Below are 23,845 nucleotides of genomic sequence, written 5' to 3'. Positions count from 1 at the left end.
GGAAAATAGCATGGCGCCAGCGGCCAATCCGCTGGTGGACGCCGCCAACCCGCTGCTGAACGCCATTTCGCAGATCCGCCAGTCGGCCACGCACGCCAACCCGGCGCAGCTGCGCCAACAGCTGATCGACGAAATGCGCCGCTTCGAGATCCGCGGCCAACGCGCCAATCTGCCGTACGAAGTGATCATCGGCGCGCGTTATTGCCTGTGCACCGCGCTGGATGAAGCGGCGGCGCTGACCCCGTGGGGCAGCAACAGCGTGTGGTCCGGCAGCGGGCTGCTGGTGACCTTCCATAACGAAACCTGGGGCGGCGAAAAGTTTTTCCAGCTGCTGGCCAAGCTGTCGCAGAGCCCGCGTGAGCACATCAACCTGCTGGAACTGATCAATTATTGCCTGCTGCTGGGCTTTGAAGGCCGCTATCGGGTCATGGAAAACGGCCGTTCTCAGCTGGAAACCATGAAGCAGCGCCTGCTGCAGCTGATCCGGACGGTGCGCGGCGGCTATGCCCCGCCGCTGTCGCCTCATGCGCTGGATCTGCCGGTACAGCAGAAACTGTGGCGGCCGCTGGTGCCGCTGTGGGCCTGCGTGGCGCTGACCGGCTTCCTGGCTTCGCTGCTGTTCATCGCCCTCAACTGGCGGCTGGGCGACAACACCAGCCCGGTGCTGGCGGCGATTTACCAAACCAATCTGCCGCAGGTGGCGATCGGTAACCCGGCGCCGGCCGCGCCGCCGACGCTGAGCCTGAAAAGCTTCCTGCGCAAAGAGATCGCCGAAGGGCTGGTGGTGGTGCGCGACGAAGCGCAGCAAAGCGTGGTGATCCTGAAAGGCGACGGGCTGTTCGACTCCGCCGCCACCACGGTGCGCGCCAACTATATCCCGGTCATCGACCGCATCGCCGCCGCCATGAACGGCGTCAGCGGCAAGATCCTGGTCACCGGCTACAGCGACAACCTGCCGATCCGCAGCGCCCGTTTCGCCTCCAACTGGGAGCTGTCGCTGGCGCGCGCCGAAGCGGTCAGCGCCCGCTTGCAAAAACACCTCGCCAACCCGCAACGGGTCAAGGCCGAGGGCCGCGGCGAGAGCAACCCCGTCGCGCCGAACGATAACAAAGTGAACCGCGCGTTGAACCGCCGGGTAGAAATTACGCTGTTGGTCGCCCCGGAAAACACCCAGGCGGAAATCAACGGCTTGCCGCAAGGAACCGGAAAGTAATGCTCAGTACGTTATTCTCCATCATCACCAGCCGCCTGCTGTGGGGCTTTGTCGGCATTACCGCGCTGGCGTTCATCATCTGGATGATCGGCCCGCTGGTGGCCATCGGCGACTATCGCCCGCTGGAGCCGGAACTTAACCGCCAGATCGCCATTGGCGTCATCTACCTGATCTGGTTCCTGTGCCGCCTGATCCCGCGCCTCTACAGCGCCTGGTTCAACAGCCGCCTGCTGAGCAACCTGCGCGCCGCCGAAACGGTGCCGGCGGAAGACGGCAAGCCAGAGGTTAAACAAGACGATCAGCTGGCGCAGCGCTTCGACGAAGCGGCGCAGCTGCTGAAAAAGGCGCGCTTCGCACCGGGCCAGGGCGACGGCAAACACCGCTGGATGACCCGCTTTAGCCGCCAATACCTGTACCAACTGCCGTGGTATGTGATCATCGGCGCGCCCGGCGCCGGCAAGACCACCGCGCTGGTCAATTCCGGCCTGCACTTCCCGCTGGCGGATCGCTTCGGCAAATCCGCGCTGCGCGGCGTGGGCGGCACCCGCAACTGCGACTGGTGGTTTACCAACGACGCCGTGTTGCTCGACACCGCCGGCCGCTACACCACCCAGGAAAGCCAGCGCGAAGAAGACGCCGGCGAATGGCAAAGCTTCGTCGCGCTGCTGAAAAAATATCGCACCCGCCAGCCAATCAACGGCGTGATGGTCACCATCAGCGTCGCCGATCTGCTGAGCGACAGCGCCGAAGCGCGCGCCGCCCAGGCCAGCGCGCTGCGCAAACGCCTGATCGAACTGCACGAACAGCTGGGCATTCACTTCCCGGTCTATGTGCTGGTGACCAAAACCGACCTGCTCAACGGCTTTATGGCCTATTTCGGCAGCTTCGACAAAGCGCAGCGCGACCAGATCTGGGGATTCACCTTCCCTTACGAACGCTCGCGGCAGCCGGACTTCAACCTGAACGCCGCCTTCGAACAGCAATACGCCCTGCTGCAACAACGGTTGGATGCGGCGCTGCCGGATACGCTGCTGATGGAGCACGACGCGCGCCAACGCGCCGAAAGCTATCTGTTCCCGCAGGAATTCGCCGCGCTGCGCCCGCTGCTCGGCCACTATCTGGAACAGGTGTTCGCCACCTCCAGTTTTGAAACCCGCTTTACCCCGCGCGGCATCTATTTCACCAGCGGCACCCAAGAGGGGCTGCCGTTCGACCGGGTGATGGGCGAACTGAACCGCTACCTGCAGCTGCCGACGGCCAACTCAGGGGCGCAGGCCAACGCGGCCTGGGACAGCGTGGGCCAGGAAACGCCGATCCCGGCGGCCAAGGGCCAGAGCTTCTTCCTGAAAGAGACGCTGGAATCGGTGATCTTCCAGGAGTCCGGGCTGGCGGGCAGCAACCGCTGGTGGGAATACCGCAACCGCGCCCTGCACTGGGCGGGTTACATCGCGCTGGCGGTGATCCTGGCGGTGCTGGCGATGCTCTGGTTCACCAGCTACGGCAACAACAAGGCCTACCTGGCGGAAGTGGCCGCCAAGGTGCCCGGCGTCGAGCGCCAGGGGCAAAACCTGACGCAGGTGGGCAACGGCGACATGTTCTCGCTGCTGCCGTTCCTCAACAGCCTGCTGCACCTGCCGGACAGCCAGAACTTTTCGCTGGACGATCCGCCGTTCACTTACCGCATGGGGCTGTTCCGCGGCGATCAGGTCGGTGACGCCGGCAATGCCCTGTACCAAAAAGCGCTGAAAGAGCTGCTGCTGCCGCAGGTGGCGCAACAGATCGCCACCACGCTGCGCAACGACAACCACGGCGACGCGGACTTCAGCTATGAAGCTTTGAAGGCCTACCAGATGCTGTACCTGCCGAAGCAGTACGACGGCAAATTCCTGCGCGCCTGGGTGATGCTCAACCTGCAGCGCAACCTGCCGCAGGGCAGCACCCAAAAACAGCTGCAACAGATCGAATGGCACCTGAGCCAACTGCTGGATGCGCAGATCCAGGCCTCGCCCTACGCCAAAGATGAACAGCTGGTGGCGCAGGCGCAGGCCGCCATCAATCGGGCGCCGCTGTCGCAGCGCGTCTATGGCCGCCTCAAGCGCTTGCTGCTGAAACAGACCGACATCAAGCCGGTCAGCCTGGTCGATTTGGCCGGCCCGCAGACCGAGCTGGCGTTCAGCCGCAAAAGCGGCAAACCGGTCACCGACGGCGTGCCGGGCCTGTTCACCTCGCAAGGGTACTGGAAAGCGTTCAACGACAACATCGATCCGGTGACCGATACCCTGCGCAAGGAAGACGTCTGGGTGTTGAACAGCCAGACGCCGGAGCAGAAGAGCGCCGATTTGACCAAGACCATCCGCCAGCTGTACATGCAGGATTTCATCAGCGCCTGGGATGAGCTGCTGGGGGATATCCAACTGGCCAACATCGGCAACCTGACCCAGCGCATCAGCAGCGCGCGCCTGCTGTCAGGCAACCCGTCGCCGATGCGCAACCTGCTGGTCAACGTCAGCAAAAACGTCACCCTGCGCGACGAGAAAAGCGACGCCGATTCCCGCTCGCTGCTGGCCAAAACCGAAGACAGGCTGAATCAAAACGCCAACCGCACGCTGGAGGCGCTGTTCACCAACCGGCCGGCCAACGCCGACGGCGACGTGTCGGCCCAGCCGGAACAGCTGGTGATGGCGCACTTCGCGCCGCTGCTGGAGCTGGCGCAAAGCCAGGGCGAAGGCAATAAGGCGATCCCTTTCGACAGCGTGCTGAAACAGGTCGATGAGCTGTACAGCTACCTGACGGCGGTGCAAGGCGCGGCCAACAGCGGCATGTCGGCGCCGCCGAGCGACATCATCCCGCGCCTGCAGGCCGAGTCCGGCCGCTTGCCGGTGCCGTTCAAACAGATGCTGCTGTCACTGGCGATCGGCGCCAGCAGCGACACCCAGCGCAAAGAGATGGAGAACGTGAAAAAGCGCATCAGCTTCGAGGTCGGCAGCTTCTGCCGCCAGGCGATCGCCGGGCGTTATCCGCTGGTGGCCCGGGCGCGCCAGGAAGTGACGCCGGACGATTTGGCGCGCATGTTCGCGCCGAACAGCGGGCTGATGGACAGCTTCTTCCGCGACAACCTGCAGGGCAAGGTCGACACTACCCGCGCCAACTGGCGCTTTACCCCCGGCGTGGACGGCAAGACGCTGCCCGGCGGCGAAGGCATCCTGCGTTCGTTCCAGCAGGCGCAGCGCATCCGCGACGCCTTCTTCGCCAACGGTACCGCGACGCCCTCGTACCGCGTGACCGTGCGGCCGGTGCGGATGGATAACGACATCCTCAACCTGACGCTGGATATCGACGGGCAGCTGTTCAAATACAGCCACGGCCCGCAGGTACCGCTGGTGGTCAGCTGGCCGGGCACCCGCAATACCAACCAGGTGCATCTGCAGCTGGCGCTGGCCAACGGCACCACCGCCAGCCTGGTGACCAGCGGGCCGTGGGCGCTGAACCGCCTGGTGGATATGGCGCAGTCTTCGGGCACCGGCGGCCTCGGCCGTCAGGCGACGTTCAATCTCGACGGCCACCGCGTCACGCTGGAGTTCACGCCCAACAGCATTCGCAATCCGTTCCAACTGCCGGCCTTCTCGTGCCCGTAGCCCCGAAAGGACATGACCATGAGCACTGATTCAAGCGCCCCGACGAGCATCGGCTGGTACGGCAAACTTCCTTCCGCCGGTGACTTCCTGCAACGCCGTTTGCCTGACCCGGTGATCAACAACTGGGCCCACTGGTTCCATAACGGGCTGGTGAATTTGCAGCGCGATGCGCAGGGGCCAAACGATCACCCGTTCAGCAACGCGCCGGTGTGGAACTTCGTGATCCCCGCCACGCTCGGCAGCCAGTACGTGCAGATGGGCTGCCTGTTGCCGGCGCGCGACCGCGTCGGGCGGCGTTACCCCATCTGCGCGCTGCGCCTGTTCAGCCAACAGGATTGGCGCCCGCAACAGCTGAACATGGCGGCGAGCTGGTACCAACAGCTCGGCCATACCCTGCTGAACGGTGTGCGCAACGGCTTCTCCGCCGAACAGATCGACCGCACGCTGCAGGCGATCCCGGCGCTGCCCAGCCCGCCGGCGGAAGCGGACTCCGAGATATTGTCGATTATCGGGTTCCAGCATCCGGACGTACCGGGCCTCGGCTGGCAACAGGCCGCCGACTGTTTCGATCCGGCGCAGTACACCAGCTTCTGGTGGACCAACCAGGCCGACGGACACCCGCTCTACACCCACGTGCACAGCGGCAACCTCACCGTGCAGCTGTTTTCACTGCTGTTCGAGCCCAACGGCTGGGCGCGCCCCGGCCGCGGCGGCCAGTACCCGCAAATGTTTGATTAACATCGCTCGTTGAAGGAAATTTTATGGCTATCGACACCGATACCCTGCTGGCCCCGGTTGACGCGGACACACCCTGCGGCGACAACCTGGAATACGACGCCGACTTTCTGGCCATGGCGCGCGCCGCCACCGGCAAGGCCGAACAACAGTTCGGCAGCACCATCATTCCGGAAGAGGCGCCGGACTGGGTGCAGGTCGAGCGCCTCGCAAGCTCGCTGCTGGCACGCACCAAAGACCTGCGCGTCATGCTGTATCTCACCCGCGCCTGGACCCAGCTGCGCGGATTGCCGGGCTATGCCGACGGGCTGACGCTGATCCACCAGGCGATACTCCGCTACTGGGATGCTCTGCAGCCGCCGCTGGAGTTCGACGGCGAGGCCGACCCGCTGTTTCGCATCAACGCGCTGGCCGACCTTGGCGACAAGGCCGCGCTGGCCGCCAGCGTGCGCGCCGCGCCGCTGCTGAAAAGCGCCGCCGGTGAAATCTCGCTGCGCGATGCGGGCGCCCTGCTCGACGGCAGCAAGCAAGAGTGCCCCAACTTTCCCGGCGGCCGTGCGCGGCTGCAGGATGAACTGGCGCAGCAGGATCGCCCCGAAGGCGCGCTGGTGATGCACATCGCCAACACCCTGGCCGCCATCCGCAGCGAAGTGACCCGCCATCTGGGTGAAAGCGCGCTGCCGGAAATGAGCGCGCTGACCAAGGTCTTTTCGTTGGTGGCGCTCGCCGGCCAGAGCGAGGCCCCGGCCGCCACCGAAGCGGACGCCACACAGGAAACCGCCGCTGAGCAACCACCGGCCGCCGTGCAGAGCGCCTCTGCCCCACTCAACTGGCGCAGCGCGCAGATCCAGTCGCGCGACGACGCCCAGCTGATGCTGGACAAGGTGAAAAACTATTTTCGTCTTCATGAGCCAAGCCACCCGGCGCCGCTGATGATCGATCGGGTCCAGCGGCTGATTGCGCTGGACTTTATGCAAATCGTCCGCGATTTGGCGCCCGATGGGCTTAACCAACTGGAGACCATTCTCGGTCGCCCCGACCACGAGGAGAACAGCTAGCCGCCGACTTTTGTTCTCTTGACGACACCCGATACCGTCTGCCCCTGCGCAGACCCGAATCAGAACCTGACTCTCCCAGCCGGACGAGGCGCGTTCCCAATCGCCATTAGATGGAGTAAATCATGTCAAACTCGAAATCCCGCAGCGGGCAGAAATTCATCGCCCGCAACCGCGCGCCGCGCGTACAGATTGAATACGATGTCGAAATTTATGGCGCAGAGCGCAAAATCCAGCTGCCGTTCGTGATGGGCGTGATGGCGGATCTGGTGGGGAAAGCGGTCGATCCGCAAGCCAGCGTGGAAGAGCGCAAGTTCATGGAAATCGACGTCGACAACTTCGACGAGCGCATGAAATCGCTGAAGCCGCGCGTCGCTTACCAGGTTGACAATACCCTGACCGGCGAAGGCAAGCTGAACATCGATCTGACCTTCGAAAGCATGGAAGACTTCTCCCCCGCCGCTATCGCCCGCAAGGTCGACGCGCTGGACAATCTGCTGGATGCCCGCACCCAGCTTTCCAACCTGCTGTCCTACATGGACGGCAAGAACGGCGCCGAGGAGCTGATCTCCAAGATCCTGCAAAACCCGGCGCTGCTGAAATCCCTGACCGACGCGCCGAAGCCGGCGGTTAACGATGACAACAACGAGCGTGAGGATTAATCGATGAGCAACTCGCCTCAGCAACAAAATGCGTTGCAAACCACCGAGACTTTTTCCAGCGATGAGTTCAGCGCGCTGTTGAACAAAGAGTTCCGGCCGAAGACCGATCAGGCCAAAGAAGCGGTCGAGAACGCGGTGAAAACTCTGGCGCAGCAGGCGCTGGAAAATACCGTCACCGTTTCTTCCGACGCCTATCGCACCATCCAGGCGCTGATCGCGGAAATCGACGAAAAGCTGTCGCAGCAGATCAACCAGATCATTCACCACGACGATTTCCAGAAGCTGGAAGGCGCGTGGCACGGCCTGCACTACCTGGTCAACAACTCTGAAACCGACGAGATGCTGAAGATCCGCTTCATGAGCATTTCCAAGCAGGAGCTGGGCCGCACGCTGAAGCGTTATAAAGGCGTGGGCTGGGATCAGAGCCCGATCTTCAAGAAAATCTACGAAGAAGAATATGGCCAGTTCGGCGGCGAGCCGTTCGGCTGCCTGGTGGGCGACTACTACTTCGATCACAGCCCGCAGGACGTGGAGCTGCTGGGCGAAATGGCCAAGATCGGCGCCGCCTCGCACTGCCCGTTCATCGCCGGCACCGCACCGAGCGTGATGCAGATGGAGTCCTGGCAGGAGCTCTCCAACCCACGCGATCTGACCAAGATTTTCCAGAACACCGAATACGCCGCCTGGCGCAGCCTGCGCGAATCGGAAGACGCGCGCTACCTGGGCCTGGTGATGCCGCGCTTCCTGGCGCGCCTGCCGTATGGCATCCGCACCAATCCGGTGGACGAGTTTGACTTCGAAGAAGATACCGACGGCGCGACCCACGGCAACTACACCTGGACCAACGCCGCCTACGCCATGGCCGCCAACATCAACCGTTCGTTCAAAGAGTTCGGCTGGTGCACCGCCATTCGCGGGGTGGAATCCGGCGGCGCGGTGGAAAACCTGCCGTGCCATACCTTCCCGAGCGACGACGGCGGCGTGGACATGAAGTGCCCGACCGAGATCGCCATCAGCGATCGCCGCGAAGCCGAGCTGGCCAAAAACGGCTTTATGCCGCTGGTGCACCGCAAAAACTCCGACTTCGCCGCCTTTATCGGCGCGCAGTCGCTGCAGAAGCCGGCGGAATACTACGACGCCGACGCCTCAGCCAACGCCCAGCTTTCCGCGCGCCTGCCATACCTGTTCGCCTGCTGCCGCTTCGCGCACTATCTGAAGTGCATCGTGCGCGACAAAATTGGCTCCTTCCGCGAGCGCGACGACATGGAGCGCTGGCTGAACGACTGGATCATGAACTACGTGGACGGCGATCCGGCCAACTCCTCGCAGGAAACCAAGTCGCGCAAACCGCTGGCCGCGGCGGAAGTGCAGGTGGAAGAGATCGAAGACAACCCGGGCTACTACAGCGCCAAGTTCTTCCTGCGCCCGCACTACCAGCTGGAAGGCCTGACCGTCTCCCTGCGCCTGGTGTCGAAGCTGCCTTCGCTGAAACAAAACGACGCGTCCTGATGGACTGAAGTCAGGCCGCGGTAGTGCGGCCTGGCTGATACATTAACCTCATCACAGGGAAAGAAAGATGAAGGCAAAGCGGTTTTATCTGGCATCGCTGTTGGCGGTCGTCTGCTCGCTCTCCGCCGCGCCGCCAGCTTCCGCAGAGCAGACATCGATAGCGCATTTGACGTCCGATGATGTCAATCTGCCAGGCAGCGACTTTTTCCGTTTCTATCGCAGTACAGATAAACAGGAAAAAGAGAAAGCGCGAATTTATTTGCTGGGCGTGCTGGACGCGACGGAAGGAAAAAGCTGGTGCCAATACAGCCAGCTACAAACCGCCACTCTGCAGGAGTTTGTGTTCGAACTCTTTAATAAACTTCCCGCTGCGCGCCTGCACGAAAGGGCTGCCCCCCTGATTGAAGAGGCTCTGGCGACTCGCTTCCCCTGCAAAGGAGGCAAAGCATGAAACCTTTATATCGTCAGCTTATCGTAGGCAACCCAGAACGAACATGGAACCAAGACAACGCGAAATAATTAAGCATTGAGCCATTATCATTTTAATAATGGCTCGGTAACCCGTACCGATAGTTTTCGGTATTTAAGAAGGTGCATGGCACAAGGATATAAATTGGTAATGCATTACCACACTTGCAATTCCTGCTGCTATTACCTGAGTTTTTCAACGTAACGTTAATACTACTGTTAACCCTTAATAAAGAGTGAAGAAACTATGGCTATTGATATGTTCCTGAAAGTTGAAGGTGCCAGCGGCGAATCCAAAGATTCGAATCACAAAGGCTGGACCGACATTACTTCTTTCTCCTGGGGCGCCTCTCAACCAGGCAATATGGGCGTTGGCGGCGGCGGCGGCGCCGGTAAAGTGTGCTTCAACGATCTGCACGTCAACGCGCTGATCGACAAGTCAACCCCGGCCTTGCTGAAACACTGCTCAAGCGGCAAACACCTGACCAAGATTGAGCTGTCGGTTTGCAAGGCGGGCGGCACCCAGGTTGAATACGCAAAAATCACCCTGGAAGACGTGCTGGTCACCGCCGTGCAGTACACTGGTGCAGGCGGCGAAGACACCGTGGGCGTCACCTACTCCTTCCAGGCGGCGAAAGTGAAACAGCAGTACTGGGAGCAGAGCGACAAAGGCGGCAAAGGCGCCGAAAGCAGCGCAGGTTGGAACATCAAGGAAAACCGCGAAGCTTAATTGTTATACAACCTCCCCATTATGGGGAGGTTGGTTTGGCAAGCGATGTTTTTTAGATAAGGAAATCATGATGAAAGCGATTAGAAAAGGTGACAGAGGAAATCACGTAAAATCATTGCAAGAATTGCTTAATAAACAGGGGGCTATTCTTAACTCTGATGGCATATTCGGTCTAAAGACTGAATTAGCAGTAAAAAAAGTGCAACGTAAAAAAGGTCTGCATGTTGACGGCATCGCTGGTCGAAAAACATTCTTAGCCCTGGGTTCACACGTCGAAACTCGAGCACCACAACCTCCTATCGGTGGTAGTGCAGGTCGTCAAGGTCCCGGAGCTATGGGCATTTCACAAAGCGGTTTAAGGTTTATCTTTAACATTGAAGCATGGCGCGGAGTAAGTAACCACCTACATTGGCCTGGCGGTGCAAGCGGGGTCACTCTGGGGCCGGGTTATGATATGAAAGCTCGCTCTATAGAATCAATAAAAAATACCATGATCGCGATTGGATTAGACAACGCAACTGCAGATAAAATCAGTGCAGCCGCCGGGTTACATCATCAGCAAGCTAAAGATTTCGCGAAAGAAAATCACAATTTAGTGGTTTTAACCGACACACAGGAAACGGAACTACTTAAATTTATAGTACCTGCCTATGAAAGAGCTGTTAGGAATAAAATTCTTGTTCCACTCACACAACAAGAGTTTGATGCGTTAGTCTCCTTTGCTTATAATCCAGGTGGTCGACTCAACAACGTCGCAGCATTCATTAATCAGAGCAAAATATCTGATGCAATGACAGAAATAAAACGTGCCATTACCTCAGGTGGAAAAGTGATGAAAGGGCTGATAAACAGAAGAAATTACGAAGTCGAGCTCTATTTAAATGGAAACTATCGCTAAGGAATTCGCCACAATGAAATTATCTGCATTTTTAATTAGTAGCGTATTTTTCTCACTTACTGCATGTGCAGCAGAAAAAAACGTTAATGCCCCAACATCATCAACTATTGATGGCTTATGGCAAGTGACTCAGGTCAACATAGACAATGAGACTACCCGCACGCTTAGCTATCAATTTAACGACCCTCGATTACTAGGAAGAGTGATCAATATTTCCGCTCAATCAATAGAAAACAATCTGCCGGAAAAAGACGTCTGCACAGCGCCAACCTTAACTATTGAGAGAAGCACGCTAAATCAATTCATCGGCAAGTCGATGGGCGGAGATAAAAGCATCTCGGCTAAAAACTATGCATTGAAAGAAAACGGCCAAGCAGAAGTCTCTCTTTTCAAGATCGCTTGTCACTCCGGATCATTCGGCCCAGCCGATAATGGTGCAGGCTCCAGCTTTGCCGCTCTCAATCCACAAAAAATGCTGGTTAATTGGTACGATGGTTCGCTACTGCAATTAGAACGGTTACCGAAAGATCCTAAACCTGCAGCGTCTTTCGACTGTGCTAAATCTACAAGCGTTGTTGAAAAAACTATCTGCTCAGACTTCAATTTATCCGCCTATGACAAAAGCGTTTCTCAAGCTTGGCTGTTGGCAAAAAAGCAGGCGGCCGATGCAGGAGATAAAAAACTGGTAGCCACTTTAAACAGCACGCAAAAATCTTGGTTACTGCAAAGGGATAAATGCCGTGATGACAAAGACTGCCTGGCCGATACCATGCAAAAACGAATCGATGAACTCACATCATACGATTAAAACTGTATTCCTACTCATGTTGGCGGTATTGAATACTGAAGCTTCCGCCAACGGAAAGTATTCCCCTGCTGAGTACCTCAAAAACTACGCGCTTAGCGTTTGCATCGCCGAGGGGTACTCAGCAAAAGAAGTCAAAAACGATGCCGCCGCCGCCGCTCGGGGTTACATGGAGTTCGGCGATTATTCTCTGGAAGCGCATACCGCTGTCAGGGCGCTGGCAAAAGAATTTCTGGCAAAGCCCTATGACAGCATGTCTGGAGAGCCGATGACGATGGCCAAGTGCATCGATCTTGTACATAGCCAAGCGTTGCAAGCTATCATCAAGAAATACCAAGGGAAAGACGACAACTGATATCAGAGTTGCTCAAACGACGGCTCATATCAAAGGTTATCTCGGATGAGAAGATACACGTACTTTTTAATGTTTCTGCTGCTCGGAAGCCATGTAGCCCTTGCTGAAAACTCGCTCAATGCTTTATCGCAAGAGGCACTATATAAAAATTGGTTAGTCAGCCGTTGCATTGGGAAGTCTACTGACTCAGAAAAAACCAAACAAGACGCCTTCCGTTCCGCTTCCGCCTATTTAGAATTGAGTAAACTGCCGATGGATGCATTTGAACAAGGTGAAAAACTGGCTGAACAGTACGCAAATAAAAACAGCCAAGGCTCAGTTCAAGGGACTTACTACACTTTAGATTGTCTTTCACTGCAGAACGCCAGTGAAGCTGAAACCATTTTTGAACGTTACTCAAAGTAATAGCCGCAGTGATAGAATTCATTTTTTTGCAGCCATCATCCTCAAATTAATTACATTTTTATCACTTATAATTTATTACTTGAAAATATACCGGCACCATTAATCATCAGTCATTGGGAAAATATTCCTTGGCTTTCTATTACTCAGTACAAACCATATGGAATTTTAGAGCATTGGGATAAGGAAAAAACAGTGATCGATGACGTCACACTTTCCACCTACTCTTACTCATTTGTGTTTTTATACTTTTTCCTGTCAGTCTTAGTATTTGTCGGGCTTTATCACCTAAAACAAAAAACCAACAATAAAAAATCCTATTCTCTTTTTGTGATGGCTACCATAGTGAATTTATTTGCAAGCATCATCCAGGGTTTAGTGTTTAACTATGGTTCTGAGATACTAGATCCAATGCTCAATATAAAATTTCAAGACTATGATGAGGTGTGGTACGCCAGTATTATATTCGCCTTTACTTACCTGTCTCAATTACCAACTAACCTCTATTACAAAAGAAAGACTAAGAATAATGCGAATAATAGCAAAGACATCACCTGACATATACAGCCTCACGTTATTACATTGAAGTTTTCGATCATATAATGCGTTAACCCAAAAATTAGTCACTCACATTCAAAGATCTCTCTTAGGAAAGAAATTAAGTCAAACTCATCCAGTTATCGAGTTCCACTGTCTGGCCATAAGATCTAATCAGCAGGAATGCCTTATGCGATTTTCCATTGTAAAAAATAAAAGCGGCCAGGTTCCGCCGCAGAGCAGTTGCGATTTTCTGCCGCCGGGCGGCACCATCGGCCGCAGCGTGGACAACAACCTGGTGCTGCCGGACGAAGAGCGCGCCATTTCCCGCCTGCAGGCTATCGTGCATATTTCCGCTGACGGCGAATGCCGCATCACCAACCGCGGCAACGTCACCCGCGTGCTGCTTAACGACATTCCGCTGGAGCGCGGCCGCCAGGTTGAATTGCAGGATGGCGACGTGCTCGGCATCGACGATTACCAGATTGAAGTCAGCGCGCTGCAGCAACACGCCGCGCCACAGGTTCAACCGGTGGCCAAGGTCGCCGCCGTTGCTGCGGCGGCAGCCCCTGTTGCCGCTGCCAAAGAACCATCCGCCGCGCCAATCCCCAACGAAATCTGGGACAGCCTGGTGGAAGAGTTTACGCCGAACGCGCCGGCGGCCGCCGCACCGCCGCCGGTCGCCAGCCCGGATAATCATCCGCTGCTGGATACCTCCACTCGCGAGCTGAACCCGGCCGATCCGCTGGCGCAGCTGGCGGGCGAGGTCGATCTGCGCCAACTGCAGCAACAGCAAACCGATCCGGCGGCGCTGTTCAATACCGACACCACTTTTGAACGCGAACACATTCTGGCCGACACCACCCCCAGCGCGCTGCTGGCGGAGCAGGCTGCGCCGACGCGTCCGGCAACACCGGCCCGAAATGCGCAGCAACCGGAACAAGAGCTGGATCCGCTGGCGCTGTTCGGCGGCTCATCCGCGCCCGCTTCGCCAGAGACGCTGAACAGCAACGATCCGCTGGGGCTGCTGATGGGCGGCGCCGTGCCGCTGGCTCAGCCGGAGGAAGCGGTACAGCCACCGTCCCCGCCGCCAGCACCGGCTCCGGCCGCCGCACAGCCGGTAGCGCCGCGCCCTCAGCCAACGCCGCCGCCCGTGCAGATGCCCGAACCGCAATCCCAACCCGCGCCGCAGTTCAGCCCGCAGGAGCCGCCTGCGCAGCCGCCGCGTCCGCGCCAGGGCAACCGCCTGGGCATCGATCCGGTTGCCTACCAGTCCGCCCAGCGGCAGCACGCTGCCGCGCCGAATGGCGACACCTTGGAAGGACCGTTGCTGGCGGCGCTGCTGCAAGGCATCGGTCTCGACGATCTGCAGCCGCAGCCGCATTTCGACGAACAACAGATCCGCCTGGCCGGGCGCCTGCTGAGCCTATTCTCGCAAGGCACCGTCGCCCTGCTCTCATCCCGCTCGATCCTCAAGCGCGGCGTGAAGGCCGAGATGACCATGATCCTCGACGAAGCCAACAACCCGTTCAAGTTGCTGCCTTCGGGCAAAACGGTGCTGATGCAGATGTTCGGCAGCCAGATGCCGGGCTTTATGCCGCCGGAGCAGGCGGTGCGCGACGCGCTGATCGACCTGCAGGCGCACCAGTTGGGGATGATCGCCGGTATTCGCGCCATCATCGCCGCCATGCTGCAGTCGTTTAACCCGGAGCGTCTCGAAGAAGAAGCGCGCAAGGAAGGCGTGGCGCCGCGTCTGTCGCTGCCCGCCAACCGCAAGGCCGCGCTGTGGGACTACTTCGTGAAGAACTATCAGCAAACCTCCGGCGAAATCGAGGACGATTTCCACACCCTGTTCGGCGAAGCCTTCCTGCACGCCTATGACGTTGAAGTGAATCAATACAAAGACTCACAGACCAAACCGGACGCGTAATGAATATCACCATAGCCTCTACCTCCAACCAGGGCGGCCGCGCCTCCAACCAGGATCAGACCGGCGAGGTGCTCGGCAACCGCGCCGCCTGCTTCGTGGTGTGCGACGGCATCGCCGGTTTTCCGGGCGGCGATATCGCCGCCAAACTGGCACGCGACACCATTTTGCAAAACTTCGACGGCGAAAAGCACCTGAACGCCCAGAGCATTCGTCAGCACATCACCAGCGCCAACGCCGCCATCCACCAGCAGCAGCGGCAGTCGGACGAATACAGCAAGATGGGCACCACGCTGGTCAGTCTGTTTATCGATCGCGATTACCAGCTGGCCTACTGGGCGCACGCCGGCGACAGCCGCCTGTACCTGTTCCGCCGCGGCTACCTGCATGCCGTCACCACCGACCACAGCCTGATCCAACAGATGCAGGACGCCGGCTACCAGACCAACGGCATCAACAGCAACCTGCTGTATTTCGCGCTGGGGCTCAACGAAGAGCGCGACGCCACGTACAGTGACGTGCTGCAGCTGGAAGACGGCGACGTTTTCCTGCTGTGCACCGACGGCTTCTGGCACAGCTTCAGCCAGACCGAACTGGAACAGTCGCTGCACATGGTCAACTCCCCCAGCGAGTGGATCGCCCTGATGCAGCAGGCATGGAAGAAAAACAATAACAGCGATAACTACAGCGCTATCGCCGTCTGGATTGGCTCACCGCAGGAAACCACCCTGCTGCATTCGCTGGCGGATGCGGAGCGGTTTCTGAGCCGCGACTGAGCAGCGCACATTCACAGCAAGGTTCACTATGAAATATTGGATGCCGGGGCTCGTCGCCCTGATGGCGGTGCCGACCGCGCAGGCGATGAACTATCGCCTGGTTTACTCCCCCAGCCAGAAGCTGGAAGTGTTTATCGATGACGTCAAAAACAGCAATCCGGCAAGCTGGTGCGGCAAAAGCATCCCGCTGCGTATCGTCTCGGCGCAAAGCCAGGATCCGGCGGTGCTGAACGACTTTCTGCCGCGCGTCGGCAATCTGTTGGAAAAGCAGTGCCCGAAAACCGGCCACCTGCCCTGGACGCTGACCGACAAGCGCGGAGAGAAACTGGCCAGCGGCGAAGCCGCCAAAACGCGCGGCTGGAAACCGGTGGTCAAACAAGAGGCCTCCGAGCCGCAGGAAACCCCGCCGCAACCGGCGATCCCTGCGGCGGTGGCCGTGACTTCTCCGCAGGCGGACAGCGCGCCGGCTCAGCGTTTCAGCCTGCCGCAGGGCTGCCACTTCCGCACCTTCTGGCGTGACGAGGCCAACGGCGGCTCGCTGTTCATTCCCGCCGGCGCCGCGCTGCGCTGCGGCGAGGACGGCTGGCTGCAGGGCAGCGGCGCGGTCACGCTGCAACAGGGCGGCCAAACCCTCACGCCGACGCTGTGGTTCCTACAAGGTTACCCGCTGGCGCAGGTTAACGGCGGCGATCGCGCGCTGACCGTCGTCAGCGCCAACGCCCAACGGCTCATTTTGGGCGGCAACCCGCAGGCGCCGGGCAGCTTCCTGCTGCTGAACTTCGAACCGAAGCTGCACGCCTGGGCGTTCAACGGTGAAGCGATCGTTGAAATGCCGCGCGTCGACGCCGCCGACGAGAACAAGATCAAACAGCGCGTGCAGCAGGCGCAAACCGCCTGGCAGCCGCTGCTGAGCGCCCCCGCCCCGCTGACTTTCAAACTGGTGGAAAAGCTGGCCGCAGACCGCGTTGATCCTGCCAGCGGCAGCTATCTGTCGGTTAACGGCGCCACTCACTGATTATAAGGAAAGCCTGTGAAATCATTAGCAAGCATGCTGCAAGGCCAGTCGATCGGCGCGGCCATCACCGCCGTCGAAAACGATATCAAGGCGAAACCGGCGGATGCCGACCTGCGCGCCGCGCTGGTGCAACTGCTGTGCCTGAGCGGCAACTGGACGCGCGCCAACGCGCAGCTGAAATCCTGGCAGGCGCTGAAACCGATCGCCCAACCGACCACGCTGCTGCTGATGCAGTCAGTCAACGCCGAGCTGCAACGCCAAGCGGTGTTTGCCGGCACGGCCGCGCCGGCGCTGCTGCGGCAGGATCAGCCTTGGCTGAAACTAATGGTGCAGGCGCTGCATCAGGATGTGCAAGGGGCGGCCGAACAGGCCCAGGCGCTGCGCGATGAAGCGCTGGAGGCCGCCCCGGCCGGCGCCGGGCGGTTAACGCTGGCCGAAGGCGAACAAGAACGGCAGCTGCGTTTCGACTGGCTGACCGACTGTGACGGCCGCCTCGGGCCAGTATGCGAACTGGCGCTGAACGGCGTTTACTACTGGCTGCCGTTTGCCGACATCGCCGCGATCCAGTTTCAGGCGCCGCAGAGCGCCATCGACCTGGTGTGGAGCCATGCGCTGGTGCGCCTGACCGATGGCCGCGAACAGGTGTGCCAACTGCCCGCCCGTTACCCGCTACCCGAAGGCAGCGACGACGCGCTGCTGCTCGGCAAACGCACCGAATGGCAACCGCTGGGCGACGGCACCCACTATGCGGGGCTGGGCCTGAAAACCTGGCTCAGCGAAAGCGATGAATTCCCACTGCACAGCCTGCGGCAGCTGAGCTTCGACGCGAGCGCCTGACCATGAACGATAAGCGCCCACCCCACTACGACGGCGGCGATCTGCGCCACCAGGGCTATCGCTATCGTCAGGACAGCGAACGCCTGACCTCGCGCGACAAAATGCAGCCGGTGCTGCTCGATATGCTGACCGACGACGAACCGCAGAAAAAGCAGGAGGCGCAGGTGCGCAACCTGGTGTCGCACAGCGAGCTGCGCCGCCGGGTATTGCGCGATCTGCAGTGGCTGTTCAACTGCGTCAACAGCGAATCCAATCTGGATCTCGGCGATTTTCCGCAGGTGCGGCGCTCCACCCTGAATTACGGCATCGCCTCGCTGGCGGGCAAGCGCATGTCGGACATCGAATGGCTCGACATTCAGCGCGCGCTGACCGAATCCATTCTCCATTTCGAGCCGCGCATTTTGCCCGAGGGGCTGCAGGTGCGCTGCATCTCGGATACCGGCTCGCTGGAGCTGCACAACGTGCTGTCGATCGAAATCAAGGGCCGCCTGTGGTGCGTGCCCTATCCGCTGGAGTTTCTGTTCCGTACCGACGTGGATCTGGAAAACGGCCACTTCGATCTGAAAGACATAGGGTAAGGCGATGGACAGTAAACTGTTAGATTATTACAACCGCGAGCTGGCCTATCTGCGTGAGATGGGCGCCGAGTTCGCCGAACAGTACCCGAAGGTCGCGGGCCGTCTCGGCATGCGCGGCATCGACGTGGCAGACCCTTATATCGAGCGCCTGATGGAAGGCTTCGCCTTCCTCACCTCGCGCGTGCAGTTGAAAATGGACGCCGAGTTCCCGCGTTTTTCTCAGCGCTTGCTGGAGATCATCTACCCCAACTACCTGTCGCCGACGCCGTCGATGGCGATCGCCGAACTGCAGCCGGACAGCAGCAAGGGCGATATCAGCAACGGCTTCGTGGTGCCGCGCGGCACCATGATGGACAGCCAGACGCTGAAGAAAAGCGGCATCACCTGCAGTTACACCACGGCGCATGACGTCACGCTGCAGCCGGTGCGCATCGCCGGCGTCGAGCTGGGCGGCATTCCGGCCGATATCCCGCTGGCCTCGCTGGGGCTGCAGCACAGCGGCTGCGTCAGCGCGCTGCGCATTCGCCTCGAGTGCTACGAAAGTGTGACGCTCAACAATCTGCAGCTGGATCAATTGATGTTTTACCTGGCCGGGCCGGACATGCAGGCGCAGCAGCTGCTGGAGTTGCTGATGCAGCACAGCGTCGGGCTTGTCTGCCAAACGGTGGAACCGCAACCGCAGCGGCGGGCGCTGGCGCTGGACGGGCTGCGGCAGGAGGGCTTCGCCGCCGAGCAGGCGCTGCTGCCCAATGACCTGCGCAACTTTGAAGGCTACCGGCTGCTGCAGGAGTATTTCGCCTTCCCGGCGCGCTTCCAGTTCTTCAGCGTCAACGGTCTGCGTCCGCTGCTGCAGAGCGTGCGCGAAGGGAAAAAGGGGCTGCGCCAGTTCGAGATCGTGGTGCTGCTGGATCGGCACGACGCCGCGCTGGAACGGGTGGTCGACGCCGCCCATTTGGCGCTGCACTGCACGCCGGTGATCAACCTGTTTCCGAAGGTCGCCGAACGCATCGCGATCAACGAAAAAAACCACGAATACCATCTGGTGGTCGACAATATCCGGCCGCTGGATTACGAAGTGTTTTCGGTGCAGCGGCTCGGCGGCAGCGCCAGCGAAAAACGCTACGAGCAAGAGTTTCGGCCGTTTTACAGCACCCTGAGCGCGGACGACGGCAACTATGGCGCCTACTTCTCGCTGCGGCGCGAACAGCGCACGCTGTCGGAACACGCCCGCCGCTACGGCACCCGCACCGGTTATGCCGGTTCAGAAGTGTTCGTGTCGTTGGTGGACGAACGGCAATCGCCGTGGCACAGCGATCTGAAATACCTCACCGCCGACGTGCTGTGCACCAGCCGCGACCTGCCGTTGATGCTGTTGCAACAGGATCAGGGCAACTTCGTGATGCCCGATTCGATCCCGATCAAGCAGGTCTCGCTGCGCAAAGGCCCCACCCCGCCGCGCCCGGCGCTGGCCGAAGGGATGATCACCTGGCGGCTGATCAGCCAGCTGCAGCTGAACTACCTCAGCATGATGGACGGCGATCCGGAACAGGGCGCCGCCAGCCTGCGCCAGCTGCTGGGGCTGTACGGCAACCTGAGCGAGCCGGCGATCGCCAAACAGATCCAGGGCGTGCGCCACTGCAACCTGCGGCCGGTCTATCGGCGTGTGCCGGAGCCCGGCCCCATCGTATTCGCACGCGGCATCGCCATCGATCTGACGGTCGATGAACAGGCGTTCTCCGGCAACAGCCCTTACCTGCTCGGCAGCGTGCTGGAGCGCCTGTTCTCGCGCCTGGTGGCGATGAACACCTTCACCGAGATGACGCTCTCCAGCCAGCAGCGCGGCGAAATCGCCCACTGGCAGGCGCGCATGGGCAAAAGGACGCTGATATGAGCGCGGAAATGATCGCCACCGAACTGGCGCCGCCGCAGATCAACGCGCTGTATCGCCTGCCGGACGACTTCTGGCCGCGGCTGCGCAGCGCGCCTTACAAACACGATCTGTTTCAGCTGCTGCGGCGCATCGACGCCCAGGGCGGCCAACCCTACCTGCTGGGGCGCGCGCCGCTGCCGCGCCACGAGATGCTGCGCCTGGGCCAGGAGCCGTCGCTGTCGTTCGCGCCCTCCACGCTGGCGCAGGTGACGCCGCGCGCCAACGGCTCGCTGCACGACGTTTCGATCTTCAGTTTCGGCCTGTTCGGCCCCAACGGGCCGCTGCCGCTGCACCTGACCGAATACGTGCGCGAACGGGTGTATCACCATCAGGACACCACCCTGCTGGCGTTCACCAACCTGTTCCATCACCGCCTGACGCTGCTGTTTTACCGCGCCTGGGCCGACGCGCAGCCGACGGTATCGCTGGATCGCCCGGACAACCGGCGCTTCGACGAGTACCTGTCGAGCCTGATCGGCATCGGCCAGCCGGCGCAGCAAGAGCGCGACAGCATCAACGCCCACGCCAAGCATTTTATGGCCGGTCATCTGATTCGCCACAGCCGCGATCCGGAAGGCCTGAGCAAGATTTTGCAGCAGTATTTCAAGGTGCCGGTGCGCATCGTCGAAAACGTGCCGCACTGGCTGCGGGTGGAGCCGCGCGAGCAGGCGCGGCTCAAGGCCGGACGCGGCGCGCCGCGGCTCGGCGAGTCGGCCTTTCTCGGCATCGCGGTGCGCGATATCCAGCACAAGTTCCGCATCGAGCTGGGGCCGATGCCGCAGCAGGACTATGACCGTTTCTTGCCGGGCGCCGATCTGTGCCGGCAACTGCGCGACTGGGTGCGCCAATATCTGGGCATCGAGTTCGTCTGGGAAGTGCGCCTGATCCTGGCGAAGGAACAGGCGCACGGCATCCAGCTCGGCGGCGCGCAGCGATTGGGCCTGAGCAGTTGGCTGGCCGACCATCGGCGACAGCGCGATCTCGACGATCTGATCTTCAGCCCTGAACCGCTGGAAAACCCGTTCTGACCCTATTTCGGCCGGCGCCCTGCGGCGCCAGGCCACCCTGAGACCTGAGGAAAACCATGTCTGAAATCAGCCGCTCGGTATTATTTGGCAAACTGGATAGCCTGTTATTCACCTCTCTGGAAAGTGCGACGGCGTTTTGCAAGCTGCGCGGTAACCCCTACGTCGAACTGGCGCACTGGCTGCATCAGCTGATGCAATCGCCGGACGGCGATCTGCAGCAGATCGTCCGCCACTTCGCGTTGGACGAGGCGCAGCTGGCGCGCGACATCGTCGAGGCGCTCGATCGCCTGCCGCGCGGCGCCAGCGCCATCTCCGATCTGTCCGAGCACATCGACAGCGCGGTAGAACGCGCCTGGGTCTATGGCTCATTGAAATTCGGCGCGGCGCGCATCCGCGGCGGCCACCTGCTGCTCGGCATTCTGAAAACCTACAGCCTGCGCCATCTGCTGAAGGCCATTTCCCCGCAGTTCGAGCGCATCAACACCGATCTGTTGATGGAGCAGTTCGCCGCCATTACCGCTCACTCGGCGGAAAACGCCGAGGATGCGCCGGCGGAAAGCCGCGCCGAGAACGCATCCGGCGCGGCGCGCAGCGGTGAAAGCGTGCTGGCGCAGTATGCCCAGGATCTGACCGCCAGAGCGCGCGACGGCGAGATCGACCCGGTGGCCGGCCGCGATGAAGAGATCCGGCAAATCATCGATATCCTGATGCGCCGCCGCCAGAACAACCCACTGCTGACCGGCGAGGCCGGCGTCGGCAAAACCGCGGTGGTGGAGGGCCTGGCGCTGCGCATCGTGGCTGGCGACGTGCCGCCGCAGCTGCGCGACGTGAAGCTGTGCCTGTTGGACATCGGCATGCTGCAGGCCGGCGCCGGCGTTAAGGGCGAGTTTGAAAAACGGCTGCAGGCGGTGATCGACGAAGTGCAGTCCAGCCCGACGCCAATCATCCTGTTTATCGACGAAATTCACACCCTGATCGGCGCCGGCGGCGCCCAGGGCACCGGCGACGCCGCCAACCTGCTGAAACCGGCGCTGGCGCGCGGCCAACTGCGCACCATGGGCGCCACCACCTGGTCGGAATACAAGAAATACATCGAGAAAGACCCGGCGCTCACCCGCCGTTTCCAGGTGGTGCAGGTGCACGAACCGAGCGAAGACAAAGCGCTGCTGATGCTGCGCAGCACCGTCAGCCCGCTGGAGCAACACCACCGCGTGCTGCTGCTGGATGAAGCGGTGGATGCCGCGGTGCGGCTGTCCCATCGCTATATTCCGGCCCGCCAGTTGCCGGACAAGGCGGTGGCGCTGCTGGATACCGCCTGCGCGCGCGTGGCGGTCAGCCAACACGCCGAGCCCGCCCAGGTTGAAGACTGCCGCCATCGCATCGATGCGCTGCAGATCGAATTGGATATCGCCCGCCGCGAGGCCAAGGTCGGCATCGGCGATCCCCTGCGCCCGCAGGAGATTGAAGCTCAGCTGACCGCGCTGCGCCTGGAGCTCGAACAGCTGACCGAGCGCTGGCAGCAAGAGCTGACGCTGATCCAAGAGATCATCACGCTGCGCGCCCAGCTGCACCGGCAGGAAGCGGAGGAGCCTGCCGGCGAAGAAACGGAGGCGGGCCCTGACGCCGACGCGCTGCGCGCCCAACTGAGCGAGCTGCAGCAGCAATTGAGCGCGCTGCAGGGCGAAGCGCCGCTGATCTTCGCCGCCGTCGACGCCAACATCGTGGCGGCGGTGGTGGCCGACTGGACCGGCATCCCGCTGGGCCGCATGGTGAAAAACGAGATTGAAGCGGTGCTGCAACTCTCCGACACCCTGAACCAGCGCGTGATCGGCCAACGCCATGCGCTGGATCTGATCGCCCGCCGGGTGCGCACCTCACGGGCGCGGCTGGACGATCCGAACAAGCCGGTCGGGGTGTTCCTGCTGGCCGGGCCCTCCGGCGTCGGCAAAACCGAAACCGCGCTGGCGCTGGCGGAAACCCTGTACGGCGGCGAGCAGAACGTCATCACCATCAACATGAGCGAATTCCAGGAGTCGCACACCGTTTCGACGCTGAAAGGCGCGCCCCCGGGCTATGTCGGCTACGGCGAAGGCGGCGTGCTGACCGAGGCGGTGCGCCGCCGCCCATACAGCGTGGTGCTGTTGGACGAGATCGAGAAGGCGCATCCGGACGTGCATGAGATCTTCTTCCAGGTGTTCGACAAGGGCTGGATGGAGGACGGCGAAGGCCGTCATATCGATTTCCGCAACACCATCATCATTCTGACCTCCAACGTCGGCACCGATCTGATCGCCGGGCTGTGCAGCGATCCGGAGCTGCTGCCGGAGCCGGAGGCGCTGAGCGGCGCGCTGCGCCAGCCGCTGCTGTCGGTGTTCCCTGCCGCCTTGCTTGGCCGTCTGCTGGTGGTGCCGTATTACCCGCTGACCGACGCCACGCTGGGCAACATCGTGCGCCTGCAGTTGGGCCGCATTCAGCGCCGCCTGGCGGAGAATCACGACATCGTCTGCACCTTCGACGACGCGGTCATCGAGCAGATCGTCAGCCGCTGCACCGAGGTGGAGTCCGGCGGCCGCATGGTTGACGCCATCCTGACCAACACCCTGCTGCCGCAGATCAGCCACACCCTGCTGACCGGCAGCGCCAACGACCAGCGCTATCGCCAGCTGCATATCGCGCTGCAGAACCACGAATTCATTTGTCAATTTCAGGCATAACGCCGCGGCCGCCGAGACGGCGGCCCTTTGAACACA

At 60.5% G+C, this 23,845-nt stretch carries 21 protein-coding genes; all 21 read left to right on the top strand.

Features of this window, described 5'->3' with window-relative positions; translation table 11 throughout:
• Nucleotides 1-10 precede the first annotated feature (10 nt).
• Entirely contained in the window at nucleotides 11-1,213 is a 1,203-nt protein-coding gene (locus JL05_RS13755; RefSeq protein WP_004934945.1) for a DotU family type VI secretion system protein, read from the top strand.
• Entirely contained in the window at nucleotides 1,213-4,848 is a 3,636-nt protein-coding gene (gene tssM / locus JL05_RS13750; RefSeq protein ID WP_033632730.1) for a type VI secretion system membrane subunit TssM, read from the top strand. Before JL05_RS13755 ends, tssM begins: the two co-directional genes overlap by 1 nt.
• 18 nt (nucleotides 4,849-4,866) lie before the next feature.
• Complete coding sequence (gene tagF, locus JL05_RS13745; protein ID WP_004934950.1) at nucleotides 4,867-5,586, top strand: type VI secretion system-associated protein TagF; 720 nt, start codon at nucleotides 4,867-4,869, stop codon at nucleotides 5,584-5,586.
• Nucleotides 5,587-5,609: 23 nt separating this feature from the next.
• Complete coding sequence (tssA, locus tag JL05_RS13740) at nucleotides 5,610-6,641, top strand: type VI secretion system protein TssA (RefSeq protein ID WP_033632729.1); 1,032 nt, start codon at nucleotides 5,610-5,612, stop codon at nucleotides 6,639-6,641.
• Between the two features lie 122 nt (nucleotides 6,642-6,763).
• On the top strand, nucleotides 6,764-7,300 hold the full coding sequence (tssB, locus tag JL05_RS13735) for a type VI secretion system contractile sheath small subunit (protein ID WP_015378282.1): 537 nt from the start codon (nucleotides 6,764-6,766) through the stop codon (nucleotides 7,298-7,300).
• Between the two features lie 3 nt (nucleotides 7,301-7,303).
• Nucleotides 7,304-8,809 (top strand): type VI secretion system contractile sheath large subunit, encoded by a 1,506-nt coding sequence (gene tssC, locus JL05_RS13730; RefSeq protein WP_004934958.1) that lies wholly within the window; start codon nucleotides 7,304-7,306, stop codon nucleotides 8,807-8,809.
• Nucleotides 8,810-8,876: 67 nt separating this feature from the next.
• The gene (locus JL05_RS13725) at nucleotides 8,877-9,260 is read left to right on the top strand and encodes a Rap1a/Tai family immunity protein (protein ID WP_050501246.1); all 384 of its coding nucleotides are present in this window, start codon (nucleotides 8,877-8,879) and stop codon (nucleotides 9,258-9,260) included.
• Between the two features lie 264 nt (nucleotides 9,261-9,524).
• Nucleotides 9,525-10,007 carry an Hcp family type VI secretion system effector gene (locus tag JL05_RS13720; RefSeq protein ID WP_004934962.1) on the top strand — a complete coding sequence of 161 codons (483 nt, stop codon included), beginning with the start codon at nucleotides 9,525-9,527 and terminating at the stop codon, nucleotides 10,005-10,007.
• 67 nt (nucleotides 10,008-10,074) lie between these two features.
• Nucleotides 10,075-10,905 carry a pesticin C-terminus-like muramidase gene (locus JL05_RS24880; RefSeq protein WP_230857992.1) on the top strand — a complete coding sequence of 277 codons (831 nt, stop codon included), beginning with the start codon at nucleotides 10,075-10,077 and terminating at the stop codon, nucleotides 10,903-10,905.
• Between the two features lie 13 nt (nucleotides 10,906-10,918).
• Entirely contained in the window at nucleotides 10,919-11,713 is a 795-nt protein-coding gene (locus tag JL05_RS24875; RefSeq protein ID WP_033632728.1) for a lysozyme inhibitor LprI family protein, read from the top strand.
• Between the two features lie 16 nt (nucleotides 11,714-11,729).
• Nucleotides 11,730-12,065 (top strand): T6SS amidase immunity protein Tai4 family protein, encoded by a 336-nt coding sequence (locus tag JL05_RS13705; protein ID WP_050501245.1) that lies wholly within the window; start codon nucleotides 11,730-11,732, stop codon nucleotides 12,063-12,065.
• 69 nt (nucleotides 12,066-12,134) lie between these two features.
• On the top strand, nucleotides 12,135-12,470 hold the full coding sequence (locus JL05_RS24870) for a T6SS amidase immunity protein Tai4 family protein (RefSeq protein WP_238545850.1): 336 nt from the start codon (nucleotides 12,135-12,137) through the stop codon (nucleotides 12,468-12,470).
• 192 nt (nucleotides 12,471-12,662) lie between these two features.
• Nucleotides 12,663-13,025, top strand: coding sequence for a hypothetical protein (locus JL05_RS13700; RefSeq protein ID WP_033632726.1), 363 nt, complete (start codon nucleotides 12,663-12,665; stop codon nucleotides 13,023-13,025).
• A 169-nt stretch (nucleotides 13,026-13,194) separates the two neighbouring features.
• Nucleotides 13,195-14,934, top strand: a complete 1,740-nt coding sequence (tagH, locus tag JL05_RS13695) for a type VI secretion system-associated FHA domain protein TagH (protein WP_033632725.1) — start codon at nucleotides 13,195-13,197, stop codon at nucleotides 14,932-14,934.
• Nucleotides 14,934-15,707, top strand: coding sequence for a PP2C family protein-serine/threonine phosphatase (locus JL05_RS13690; protein ID WP_033632724.1), 774 nt, complete (start codon nucleotides 14,934-14,936; stop codon nucleotides 15,705-15,707). The genes tagH and JL05_RS13690 overlap by 1 nt, the downstream gene beginning before the upstream one ends.
• A 28-nt stretch (nucleotides 15,708-15,735) precedes the next feature.
• A complete protein-coding gene (locus JL05_RS13685; RefSeq protein ID WP_033632723.1) occupies nucleotides 15,736-16,722 on the top strand; it encodes a hypothetical protein in 987 nt (328 codons plus the stop codon).
• Nucleotides 16,723-16,737: 15 nt separating this feature from the next.
• The gene (locus tag JL05_RS13680; RefSeq protein ID WP_274519001.1) at nucleotides 16,738-17,559 is read left to right on the top strand and encodes a type VI secretion system accessory protein TagJ; all 822 of its coding nucleotides are present in this window, start codon (nucleotides 16,738-16,740) and stop codon (nucleotides 17,557-17,559) included.
• 2 nt (nucleotides 17,560-17,561) lie between these two features.
• Complete coding sequence (locus JL05_RS13675) at nucleotides 17,562-18,137, top strand: type VI secretion system baseplate subunit TssE (RefSeq protein ID WP_004934985.1); 576 nt, start codon at nucleotides 17,562-17,564, stop codon at nucleotides 18,135-18,137.
• Nucleotides 18,138-18,141: 4 nt separating this feature from the next.
• Complete coding sequence (gene tssF, locus JL05_RS13670; RefSeq protein WP_033632721.1) at nucleotides 18,142-20,028, top strand: type VI secretion system baseplate subunit TssF; 1,887 nt, start codon at nucleotides 18,142-18,144, stop codon at nucleotides 20,026-20,028.
• Nucleotides 20,025-21,095 carry a type VI secretion system baseplate subunit TssG gene (tssG, locus tag JL05_RS13665; protein WP_033632720.1) on the top strand — a complete coding sequence of 357 codons (1,071 nt, stop codon included), beginning with the start codon at nucleotides 20,025-20,027 and terminating at the stop codon, nucleotides 21,093-21,095. Before tssF ends, tssG begins: the two co-directional genes overlap by 4 nt.
• A gap of 56 nt (nucleotides 21,096-21,151) precedes the next feature.
• Nucleotides 21,152-23,809 carry a type VI secretion system ATPase TssH gene (tssH, locus tag JL05_RS13660; RefSeq protein WP_033632719.1) on the top strand — a complete coding sequence of 886 codons (2,658 nt, stop codon included), beginning with the start codon at nucleotides 21,152-21,154 and terminating at the stop codon, nucleotides 23,807-23,809.
• Nucleotides 23,810-23,845: the final 36 nt, after the last annotated feature.

This window comes from Serratia nematodiphila DZ0503SBS1 (genome assembly GCF_000738675.1).
Classification (GTDB): Bacteria; Pseudomonadota; Gammaproteobacteria; order Enterobacterales; family Enterobacteriaceae; genus Serratia; species Serratia nematodiphila.
Note: the sequence above shows the minus strand (reverse complement) of the source record. Positions and strands in the feature narration are given on the sequence as shown.

Excerpts from the sequence above, each read along its gene's own strand:
- JL05_RS13755 (WP_004934945.1), top strand. The coding sequence starts at position 11 with ATGGCGCCAGCGGCCAATCCGCTGGTGGACGCCGCCAACCCGCTGCTG.
- JL05_RS13675 (WP_004934985.1), top strand. The coding sequence starts at position 17,562 with ATGAACGATAAGCGCCCACCCCACTACGACGGCGGCGATCTGCGCCAC.
- JL05_RS24870 (WP_238545850.1), top strand. The coding sequence starts at position 12,135 with ATGTTTCTGCTGCTCGGAAGCCATGTAGCCCTTGCTGAAAACTCGCTC.
- JL05_RS13720 (WP_004934962.1), top strand. The coding sequence starts at position 9,525 with ATGGCTATTGATATGTTCCTGAAAGTTGAAGGTGCCAGCGGCGAATCC.
- tssA (WP_033632729.1), top strand. The coding sequence starts at position 5,610 with ATGGCTATCGACACCGATACCCTGCTGGCCCCGGTTGACGCGGACACA.
- tssF (WP_033632721.1), top strand. The coding sequence starts at position 18,142 with ATGGACAGTAAACTGTTAGATTATTACAACCGCGAGCTGGCCTATCTG.
- JL05_RS13690 (WP_033632724.1), top strand. The coding sequence starts at position 14,934 with ATGAATATCACCATAGCCTCTACCTCCAACCAGGGCGGCCGCGCCTCC.
- tagH (WP_033632725.1), top strand. The coding sequence starts at position 13,195 with ATGCGATTTTCCATTGTAAAAAATAAAAGCGGCCAGGTTCCGCCGCAG.
- JL05_RS13685 (WP_033632723.1), top strand. The coding sequence starts at position 15,736 with ATGAAATATTGGATGCCGGGGCTCGTCGCCCTGATGGCGGTGCCGACC.
- tssG (WP_033632720.1), top strand. The coding sequence starts at position 20,025 with ATGAGCGCGGAAATGATCGCCACCGAACTGGCGCCGCCGCAGATCAAC.
- tssB (WP_015378282.1), top strand. The coding sequence starts at position 6,764 with ATGTCAAACTCGAAATCCCGCAGCGGGCAGAAATTCATCGCCCGCAAC.
- JL05_RS13705 (WP_050501245.1), top strand. The coding sequence starts at position 11,730 with ATGTTGGCGGTATTGAATACTGAAGCTTCCGCCAACGGAAAGTATTCC.
- tssC (WP_004934958.1), top strand. The coding sequence starts at position 7,304 with ATGAGCAACTCGCCTCAGCAACAAAATGCGTTGCAAACCACCGAGACT.
- JL05_RS24875 (WP_033632728.1), top strand. The coding sequence starts at position 10,919 with ATGAAATTATCTGCATTTTTAATTAGTAGCGTATTTTTCTCACTTACT.
- tagF (WP_004934950.1), top strand. The coding sequence starts at position 4,867 with ATGAGCACTGATTCAAGCGCCCCGACGAGCATCGGCTGGTACGGCAAA.
- JL05_RS24880 (WP_230857992.1), top strand. The coding sequence starts at position 10,075 with ATGATGAAAGCGATTAGAAAAGGTGACAGAGGAAATCACGTAAAATCA.
- tssM (WP_033632730.1), top strand. The coding sequence starts at position 1,213 with ATGCTCAGTACGTTATTCTCCATCATCACCAGCCGCCTGCTGTGGGGC.
- tssH (WP_033632719.1), top strand. The coding sequence starts at position 21,152 with ATGTCTGAAATCAGCCGCTCGGTATTATTTGGCAAACTGGATAGCCTG.
- JL05_RS13725 (WP_050501246.1), top strand. The coding sequence starts at position 8,877 with ATGAAGGCAAAGCGGTTTTATCTGGCATCGCTGTTGGCGGTCGTCTGC.